This is a genomic window from Nocardioides caldifontis (genome assembly GCF_008087345.1).
GTDB classification, from domain to species: domain Bacteria; phylum Actinomycetota; class Actinomycetes; order Propionibacteriales; family Nocardioidaceae; genus Marmoricola_A; species Marmoricola_A caldifontis.
Genome location: NZ_ML701736.1, coordinates 156,237 through 165,211 on the forward strand (window position 1 = coordinate 156,237; position 8,975 = coordinate 165,211).

Annotated in this window: 9 protein-coding genes; 2 read left to right on the plus strand and 7 right to left on the minus strand. The window is 75.0% G+C overall.

Going from position 1 to position 8,975, the window contains the following annotated elements:
• Nucleotides 1-2: 2 nt before the first annotated feature.
• From FIP57_RS24270 to FIP57_RS03560, 5 genes are read right to left on the minus strand one after another with little or no spacing between them, the layout of a single operon-like run.
• A complete protein-coding gene (locus FIP57_RS24270; protein WP_148572049.1) occupies nt 3-320 on the minus strand; it encodes a lycopene cyclase domain-containing protein in 318 nt (105 codons plus the stop codon).
• Nucleotides 317-643 carry a lycopene cyclase domain-containing protein gene (locus FIP57_RS03545; protein ID WP_148572051.1) on the minus strand — a complete coding sequence of 109 codons (327 nt, stop codon included), beginning with the start codon at nt 641-643 and terminating at the stop codon, nt 317-319. Before FIP57_RS03545 ends, FIP57_RS24270 begins: the two co-directional genes overlap by 4 nt.
• Nucleotides 640-2,223 (minus strand): phytoene desaturase family protein, encoded by a 1,584-nt coding sequence (gene crtI / locus FIP57_RS03550; protein WP_203231041.1) that lies wholly within the window; start codon nt 2,221-2,223, stop codon nt 640-642. Before crtI ends, FIP57_RS03545 begins: the two co-directional genes overlap by 4 nt.
• Nucleotides 2,220-3,092, minus strand: a complete 873-nt coding sequence (locus FIP57_RS03555; RefSeq protein WP_148572052.1) for a phytoene/squalene synthase family protein — start codon at nt 3,090-3,092, stop codon at nt 2,220-2,222. The genes crtI and FIP57_RS03555 overlap by 4 nt, the downstream gene beginning before the upstream one ends.
• Nucleotides 3,092-4,165, minus strand: a complete 1,074-nt coding sequence (locus tag FIP57_RS03560; RefSeq protein ID WP_148572054.1) for a polyprenyl synthetase family protein — start codon at nt 4,163-4,165, stop codon at nt 3,092-3,094. Before FIP57_RS03560 ends, FIP57_RS03555 begins: the two co-directional genes overlap by 1 nt.
• Nucleotides 4,166-4,272: 107 nt before the next feature.
• Here FIP57_RS03560 and FIP57_RS03565 point away from each other — a divergent pair, with 107 nt between their 5' ends.
• Nucleotides 4,273-5,154 carry a DICT sensory domain-containing protein gene (locus tag FIP57_RS03565; protein ID WP_148572056.1) on the plus strand — a complete coding sequence of 294 codons (882 nt, stop codon included), beginning with the start codon at nt 4,273-4,275 and terminating at the stop codon, nt 5,152-5,154.
• Here the strand turns inward: FIP57_RS03565 and FIP57_RS03570 are convergent.
• Nucleotides 5,133-6,746, minus strand: coding sequence for a bifunctional AfsR/SARP family transcriptional regulator/alpha/beta hydrolase (locus FIP57_RS03570; RefSeq protein ID WP_162529670.1), 1,614 nt, complete (start codon nt 6,744-6,746; stop codon nt 5,133-5,135). The genes FIP57_RS03565 and FIP57_RS03570 overlap by 22 nt on opposite strands.
• 37 nt (nt 6,747-6,783) lie before the next feature.
• Nucleotides 6,784-7,413: a GNAT family N-acetyltransferase gene (locus FIP57_RS03575; protein ID WP_148572060.1), complete on the minus strand. Its 630-nt coding sequence runs from the start codon at nt 7,411-7,413 to the stop codon at nt 6,784-6,786.
• A 202-nt stretch (nt 7,414-7,615) separates the two neighbouring features.
• Here FIP57_RS03575 and FIP57_RS03580 point away from each other — a divergent pair, with 202 nt between their 5' ends.
• On the plus strand, nt 7,616-8,881 hold the full coding sequence (locus tag FIP57_RS03580; protein WP_148572062.1) for an NAD(P)-binding domain-containing protein: 1,266 nt from the start codon (nt 7,616-7,618) through the stop codon (nt 8,879-8,881).
• Nucleotides 8,882-8,975 lie beyond the last annotated feature (94 nt).

The following is an 8,975-nucleotide window of genomic DNA, read 5'->3' on the forward strand; positions in this document are numbered from 1 at the left end:
TGTCATCGTGCCCGCCTCGACGGTCTCGGGGCGAGCAGGGCCCACAGGGCCGGCAGGGCGAGCGCCGACGCGACCGGCCAGGCGAAGTCCTCGACCGGGGCCAGGATCACGTGCCAGCCGAGCAGCCGGTCCTCGTCGAAGCGGAAAAGGTCGGCGGCGATCATCAGGCTGTCGAACACGGCGGTCAGCACGAGGAGGACCGCGGTCACGGCCGCGGTGCACAGCCACCAGCGGCGCCCCGGCCGGCGGACGGCGGCGGCGACGGCGGCGACCACGGCGGAGCCGGCGAGGAACAGCAGGGCGACGGCGGGGTAGCTCATGACGGCTCCTCCACGCGCAGCAGCCGGCGGCCGAGGCCGTGGAGCACCATCGTCAGGTAGGGCAGGAACGCCACGAAGAACAGCTCCTCGACCGGCAGGTCGGGTGCCACCTCGATGCCGGTCATGAACTCCGACCGGCCGCGCTCGTAGAGCTCGAAGTGGAGCGCCACCAGGTCCCAGGCGAGGAAGAGCGTGAACCCCGCGGCGAAGACGACGGCAGCGCGGCGCGGGTCGGCCCAGAAGAAGAGCTTCCACCGTCGGTCCGTCAGCGCCATGCAGCCGAGGACGAAGAGGAGGCTCGCGAGGTAGACCAGCGAGCTCATGCGGCCCCCGCACCTTCCACCGGCAGCGGGCCCGCGGAACGGTCGCCCCGGAGCCGCTTCAGGACCAGCTCGGCGCTGATCAGGCACATCGGCAACCCGACCCCGGGCACCGTCGTGGCGCCGGCGTAGTAGAGCCCGTCGACCTTCGACGATGCGTTGCCCGGACGCAGGAACGCGCTCTGCCGCAGGGTGTGCTCGAGCCCGAGCGCCCCGCCCTGCCAGGCGTTGAACTTGCGGGCGAAGTCGGCCGGGCCGATCGTGCGCCGTACCACCACCCGGTCCCGCAGGTCGGGCACGTCTGCCCACGAGCCGACCATGTCGATGGCGGCGTCGGCGGCCTTCTCGACCGCCGGGTCGCCGGCGCCCTCGTCGCCACCGGCGCCGATGGTGACGTCCGCCGGCACCGGGACGAGCAGGAAGAGGTTCTCGTGACCGGGCGGCGCGACCGTCGGGTCGGTCGCGCTCGGCTTGCAGACGTAGACCGACGCCGGGTCGGGCACCCGTGGCTCGGGGCCGAAGACGTCGCGGAAGTTCTGCTTCCAGTCGCGGGTGAAGAACAGCGAGTGGTGCGGCAGCGCCGGGAGCTCGCCCTCGACGCCGAGCAGCGCCAGGACCGCACCGGGACCCGGCGTCCGCGACCGCCAGGAGCGCTCCGGGTGGGTCTGCAGGTGGCGGGGGAGCAGCTCGGTCTCGAGGTGGTGCAGGTCGGCCGCGCCGACCACGACGTCGGCCGCGACGGTGTGCTCGCCCTCGGCGTCGCGGTAGGTCACCGCCTCCACCGCGGGCCGGCGGTCGGCGGTCGTCACGATGCCGGTCACCGTCGCGCCGGTGTGGAGCGAGGCCCCGCGGTCGCGGGCCAGCCCTTCGACCGCTTCTATCAGCCGGGTGAAGCCGCCCAGCGGGTAGAGCACCCGGTCGCCGAGGTCCATCCGGCTCATCAGGTGGTACATGCTCGGCGCCCGGTCGGGCGAGGAGCCCAGGAACACCGCGGGGTAGCCGAGCACCTGGCGGAGCCGGGGGTCCTCGAAGCGGGCTGCCACGTGGCTCTCCAGCGAGCGCGTGAGCAGTCGCGCCAGCCGCGGGCTGCGCCTCAGGATGCTGGGGTGGACCAGCGAGCCCGGCGACTCGAAGGCGGTGTAGAGGAACCGGTCGAGCGCCATCGTGTAGGCATCGTCGGCGGAGTCGAGGTACTCCTCGAGCCGCCGGCCGGCCCCCGGCTCCAGCGCCTCGAACGTCTTGAGGTTGCGCTGCTCGTCGGGGTGGACGTCGAGGTGCTCGTCGTACCCCTCGAAGAACACGCGGTAGCTCGGCTCGAGCACCGTGAGGTCGAGCTGCTCCCGGGTGGTGGTGCCGAGCAGCGCGAAGAAGTGGTCGAAGACCTCGGGCATGAGGTACCAGGACGCCCCGGTGTCGAAGCGGAAGCCGTCCCGCTCGTAGGAGCCGACCCGGCCGCCGAGCTCGTCACGCTTCTCCAGCAGCGTCACCGTGTGGCCCTCGTGCGCGAGCAGCGCGGCGCTGGCCAGCCCGGCGATGCCGCCGCCGACGACCACCACCCTGCGAGGTTCGTGCAGGCGGCTCACCCGCGGTCCCCGATGAGGGCACCTGCGAGCAGCCGCGCCTTCCGAGGTCCGGGCACGCGCACCCGCCGACGGCGGATCTCCGCCGCCGGGGTCGCCCGCAGCATGGCCGACAGCTCGGCGAACGTCGCGTGCGCGGCGCGGACCGCACGGCGGCTGTGCCGCGGCAGGTGGGGTACGGCGGTCGCCGCCACGGCGAGGTCGGCGTCGATGTCGTCGAGCAGCCGGTCGCGATCGGCGTCGGTGAAGGTGGCGACGTCGAGGCCGGGGAAGTACGAGCGGCCCAGCAGCGCGTGGTCCTCGGCGAGGTCGCGGAGGAAGTTGACCTTCTGGAAGGCCGCGCCAAGCTTGCGCGCACCCTCGGCGAGCTCGTCGTAGCGCGCCCGGCCGTCGGGCTCGTCGGCGAGGAAGACGCGCAGGCACATCAGCCCGACGACCTCTGCCGAGCCGTAGACGTAGCGGTCGAACGACGCCCGGGTGTGCGTCGTCGCGGTGAGGTCCATCCGCATGGAGTCGAAGAACGGGTCGACGAGCTCGTCGCGGATGCCGGACAGGATCGCGGTCCGGGCGAAGGCGTGGACGACGAGGTTGGCGCTGTGGCCGCTGACGAGGGCGTGGCGGGCGTCCTCCTGGAGGGTGGCGAGCATCCGCGTGCGGGCGGCGAGGTCGACCGAGGCGTCGGGGTCGTCGACGATCTCGTCGGCGACGCGCACCAGGGCGTAGACGTTGCTGATCCGGGTGCGCACCGGCTCGGCGAGCAGCCGGGAGGCGAGCCCGAAGCTGCTGGAGTAGGCGCGGATCACGACCGACGCGCTGGCCTCGGAGACCTCGTCGTAGAGGGAGCGGGCGGGGCGGCGGGGGACCAGGAACATCAGGCGGCCCTCCCGACCTGCGGGACCACGAGAGCCAGGAGCCGGAGCTGCTCGAGCGGGAGCCCCGCCTCGTCGAGGAGGGTGCGAGCGCCGCGGACGTAGTCGTCGGCGAGCCCTTCGACGAAGTCACGGGCGCCGCTCTCGACGAGCAGGCAGCGGACGATGTCCGCGTCGTCGGCAGTGAGGTCGGGGGAGCCGAGGTGCGCGGCGACGCCCTCCCAGAGCTCGGTGGTGCGCGCGTAGGCGATCAGCGGGGTCTGCTTGCCCTCGCGCAGGTCGGTGAGGGCGCTCTTGCCGGTCACCCGCGGGTCACCGAACACGCCGAGCAGGTCGTCGCGGAGCTGGAAGGCGACGCCGAGCATCCGCGCGGCCTCTCCGAGCCGGCGGACCACCTCGTCGTCGGCGCCCGCGAGGACGGCTCCGGCCTGCAGCGGGAGCTCGAAGGAGTAGGCGCTGGTCTTCTGCTCCTCCATCGTGAGCGCCTCGCCGAGCGACGGTGCCCGGGTGCCGAGCGTGAAGGCCACGTCGTCGAGCTCGCCCGCGGCCGTGGTGTGGAGGGCCCGGTCGAAGAGGTCGAGCAGCCGCGCGACGGTCGTCGGTGGGACGTCGCAGGTGGCGACGGTGCGGATCGCGGCGGCGAGGGCGAGGTCGCCGGCGAGGATGCCTGCGGTCAGCCCGAGGTGGGCCGCGGCGGCCGCGGTCGCGCCGTCGTCGGCTGCGCGCCGGCCGAAGGTGCCGCTGACGTTGGGGCGCCCGCGCCGGACCTGGTCACCGTCGATCACGTCGTCGTGGACGACGAAGGCGGTGTGCAGCAGCTCCACGGCGGCGCCGACCCGGGCGGCCGCCTCGGCCTCGGTGCCGCCGAGCGCGTCGTGCGCGGCGGCGACGAGGGCGGGACGGAACCGCTTGCCGCCCCGGGTCGCGTCGCGGAGCGCCGTCCAGAGCGCCAGCTGCCCGGGGCCGGTGGCGCGGGCCCGCTCGAGCCCCTCGGCGAGCACCTGCTCGAGCGCGACGTCGTGGGGTGGGCCGGGCGGGGAGGTGCCGGGTGGGGCGTCGCTCGAGGTCGTGCTCACCGGTCCTCCAGGTGCGTTCGGGGCCGGCCGCCGCGAGGGTGTCGACGGCCGGTTGCACAACAGACAACCATGCTTGACAAACTTGTGCAAGAGTGCGAGAAAGACTTATGCAACCCGAGGAGGTCGTCATCGCCGCACGCGACAGGTACCCGGCGAGTGCGCTGACAATCAGCGAGCTTGCCCAGCGGACCGGGGTCCCGCAGGCGACCCTGCGCAGCTGGGAGGCCCGTTACGGCTTCCCCCGCCCCGAGCGGCTGCCGGGCGGCCACCGCCGCTACGCGGAGAGCGACGTCGCGGGTGTCGAGGAGGTGCTCCGCCACCGGGCGGCGGGGCTCGGCCTCGAGGCCGCGGTGCGGCGGGCCGTCGCCGGGCCGGTCGGCGGCAACGCCTCCCTCCACGGCGAGCTGCGGCGCCGGCACCCGACGCTCGTGCCGCAGCTGCTCTCGAAGCGGTCGATGGTGGCGCTGAGCCACGCGCTCGAGGACGAGTGCTGCGCGCAGGCGCAGCGCCCGCTGCTGTTCGCGGGGTTCCAGCGCCGGCGGTTCCTGCGGGAGTCCTACGCGCGGTGGGTCGAGCTGGCCCGCACCGCCGGGCAGGCCGTGGTCTTCGCCGACCTCGAGGAGCCGGCCCCGGTGCAGCCGGGCTCGCTCGTCGAGGTCGCCGTGCCGTACGACGCGGCCATCAACCGGGAGTGGTTCCTGGTCTGCGACGCGCCCGACCGGCCGGCGTGCCTCGTCGGCTGGGAGCGCCCCGGCCAGCCGCTCGCACCGGACTCGGCCCGCCGCTTCGAGACGGTGTGGAGCGTGGACCCGGTCGTGGTCCGCGAGGCGGCGCGGATCTGCGTCGAGCTCGCCGACACCTACCGCCCCGGTTGGCGGGTGCAGGAGTGGCAAGCCCTCGACGAGACCCCGGCCCCGGCGTCCGCGGACCTCCACCGGGCGACCGGGTTGGTGAACCGGATGATGGGCTACCTCGACACCGCGCGGTGACCACTCTGCGCGGCGTGCGCGCGGACGTGGCCGACGACCGCGTCCTGCACCGTGTCGAGGTCGCGCGCGTCGGGCAGGTGGACCCCTCCGTCGAGCGGCAGGAACGTGGCGCGGGGGAGCCGGGCGGCGAGGTCCTGGCCGCCGGCGAAGCGGACCAGCCGGTCGCCGCGGTAGTGGACGACCAGCGCCGGCGTCGCGATCTCGGGCAGCAGGTCGCCGACGTCGTCGTCGTAGACCGTCTCGAGGTACGCCGCCGCGACCTCCGGGTCCGCCGAGTCCCGGAACACCTTGGCCAGGTGCCACCCCGCCTCGTCCGAGACGCCGGGGCGGTAGAGGTCGGCGAGCAGCTTGGAGCCGAGCCCCCAGTGCGTGCGCGAGATCTCCACGACCATGTCGCGCAGCCGCTTGTCGGGGAAGGTGGTCGACGCGTCGGCGAAGGTGCCGAACAGCACCAGCGAGCTGATCTTCTCGGGGTGGCGGTGCGCCAGGGTGAGGGCGAGCGGGCCGGCCGCCGACATCGCGAGCACCGAGACGGGCGGCCCGACCGCCTCGACGACGGCCTCGAGCTCCTCGAGGCTGGCGGCCAGGTCGTACCCCTTGATCGGTCCTGGCGAGAGCCCCGTCCCGGCGCGGTCGTAGAGGACCAGCGACAGCTCGCCGGACAGCCGGTCGAGCAACGAGGAGCGCGGGTCGCGCCCCGAGGCGATGACGTCGAGGCTCGAGACCCAGCCGAGGATGACCACGACCTTCGGCCCCTCGCCCGTCGTGGCGTAGGCGATCCGGCTGCCGCCGGCGTCGAGGTACCGCACCCGCAGCCCGCTCAGCCCGACCGGCAGGCTGCTGGGGGTGGGTCCGTCGGCGGTCTCGCCGCGGAGCATCCCGGTCTGCAGCGCGCGCAGGGCCGCCGACGGCTCGAGCCCCAGCTCGTCGGCGAGCTTGCGGCGGTGCTGCTGGTACTGCTCGAGCGCGTCTGCGGTGCGCCCCTGTGCGTGCAGCGCCCTCATCAGCCAGCCGCGTGCCTCCTCGCGGAGCGGGTGCTCGGCGACGAACGGCTGGAGCAGCCCCACCGCGTCGGCCGGCCGGCCGGTACCGACCAGCGCTCCGGCGTACCGCTCGACGGCGGCGCACCGGAGCTCCTCGAGCCGTAGCGCGTCGAGCTGGGCGATCTCGGTGTCCGCGTGCCCGCCGTACGCCCGTCCCTGCCAGAGGTCCAGGGCGGTGCGCAGCGACGCGGCCGCCCGGTCGTCGGGCTCCTCCGTCGCCCGCTCGACCAACCGGGTGAAGAGCAGCGCGTCGACGTCCTCGTCGTCGACCGCGAGCAGGTAGCCGCGGTCGCGCGTCACCAGCAGGTCGCGGTCGCTGACCCGCGCCAGGCTGAGCCGCAGCTTGAACACCACGCTGTGCAGCGCGGCGCTCGGGTTCTCCGGTGCCTTGCCCGGCCAGAGCAGCTCGACGAGCTGGTCCACCGAGACCATCTCGCCGGCGCGCGCGACGAGGGCGGCCAGCAGCGCCGGCTGCCGGCCGCCGGGGAGTGCGACGACGGCGCCGGAAGGGTGGCGCAGCGCGACCTCGCCGAGCACGCGGATCAGCAACGGGGGTGCACCTCCCGACTGCATGCGGACGTCGCCCTCAGTCTGCAGTCGCGGCGACGCCGCGCGCCAGGGCGAGCCGGAGGATCGCGGGACGCTCGACCCGGGCCGGTTCCATCAGCCGCAGGGGCGCCTCGTCCTCGAGCACGGCGCCGTGGCCGCCGAGGTGGAGCCCGACCTGGGCCAGCAGCTGGAGTGACCGGGCGTTCCGTGCGCCCACCGTCGCCTGCACCCGCCGCACGCCGCGGGCAACCGCCACGGTCGTGACGGTGTCGAGCAGGACCGCACCGAGGCCGCGGCCCTGGTGCCGGTCGACGACCTCGAACGCCAGCTCCGCCGTCGGCCCGCGCTCGTCGACGCGCACGTAGCGGGCCACCCCGGCCGGTTCCCCGTCGACGGTCGCCAGCCAGGCGTCGTGCCGGCAGCCGTCGACGGAGGTGAGCGCCGCGAGCATCGGTCCGGGGAGCCGGACCAGCGGCGCCAGGTAACGCGCCTCGCGGGAGGCGGCGGACGACGCCTCGAACACCGCCTCGAGCGGGGAGCGCTCGCCCGGGCCGAGGGGGCGCAGGAAGGCGGTGCCCCCGCGGATCGCGGCAGGGACGGTCGCGCCCTCGGCGAGCGCCGGGACGAAGGAGAAGGTACGGCGGGCCGGTGCCTGCAGAACCTGCATCTCGGGTCCTCCTGGTCGGGCGGCCGTGCTCGTCGACGACCGGTTGCGTCCCCGACCGTGGCCGCCGGTGCTTCCCCGGTGCTGCCGCCCGCCTGTCACGCCGCTGCCACCCCGCGGAAGGAGCGCGGAAGCCGGACGTCAGGCGCGCCCCGCACGCTCGGGCCACGGCCGGAAGGACCGGCCGGACCCCAGGAGGAGCACCATGAACGCCCAGCAGATCGACACCGTCGTCGTCGGCGCAGGCCACGCCGGCCTCGCGGTCAGCCGGCTGCTGACCCAGGAAGGCCGGGAGCACGTCGTGCTCGACCGCGGCCGGGTGGGCGAGCGGTGGCGCTCGGAGCGGTGGGACAGCCTCCACCTGCTCACCCCGAACTGGATGACCCGGCTGCCCGGCTGGTACTACTCCGGCCCCGACCCGGAGGGGTTCCTGCCCGCGGCGCGGTTCGTGCGCCACCTGCAGCGGTACGCCGACTCGTTCGACGCCCCGGTGCTGACCGGGACGGACGTGCGGGCGCTGCGTCCGGCGCCGGACGGGTACGACCTGCACACCGACGAGGTGACGCTGCGCGCCCGCAACGTCGTGGTCGCCACCGGTCCGCACGGCGCCCCGAGGGTCCCGGCCTCGATCGCCACCTCGGACGTCGAAGTGCTCACGAGCAACCGGTACCGCAACCCCGCTTCCCTCGCGCCCGGCGGGGTGCTGGTGGTCGGCGCCTCCGCGTCCGGCGTACAGATCGCCGACGAGCTCAGCCGCGCCGGCCGGCAGGTGACCCTGGCCGTCGGCCGGCACACCCGGGTGCCACGCCGCTACCGGGGCATGGACCTGTTCTGGTGGCTGGACAGCACCGGCCGGCTCGCCAGGACCGTCGACACCTTCCACGACCCGTGCGAGGCGCGCGACGAGCCGTCGCTCCAGCTGGTCGGCCGCGGCGACCCCGCGCTGCGCGACCTGCCGCTGGACCTGCGGGTGCTCGCCGAGCGCGGCGTCCGGCTGACCGGCCGGCTCCGCTCGGTGCAGGGCCGCGTGGCCGAGCTCGGCGACGACCTCACCGACCGGCTCCACGCGGCCGACCGGGCCCTGCACGGGCTGCTCGACTCGTTCGACCGCTTCGCGGTGGAGACCGGGCTGGACGCCGAGCTCCTCCCCGCCGAGCGGCCTGGCCCGGTCGAGGTGGCCCCGCCGCCCCGCCGGCTCGACCTCGTCGCGGAGGGGATCGGGACGATCCTGCTCGCCACCGGCTACCGCCCCGCCCACGACTGGGTGGAGGTCCCGGTCGTCGGTCCGGACGGCTCGATCGAGCAGCACCGTGGCGTCACCCCGGCGCCCGGGCTCTACGTCGTCGGGCAGCGGTTCCAGCACCGCCGGGACTCCGGGTTCATCGACGGGGCGCGCCACGACGCGCACGCGGTCGTCGCGCACCTGACGACCGGCTCCCTCCCACCCGTCCGGGTGAACCAGCTCCGCTGAGGTGGTGTCGAGCCGCCCCTCGTGGCGCGCCACGAGGGGCGGCTCGACGGGGGCGCCGCGCGGTGCCAGGAGCCGGGGGGCGGCGTGGCCGGCG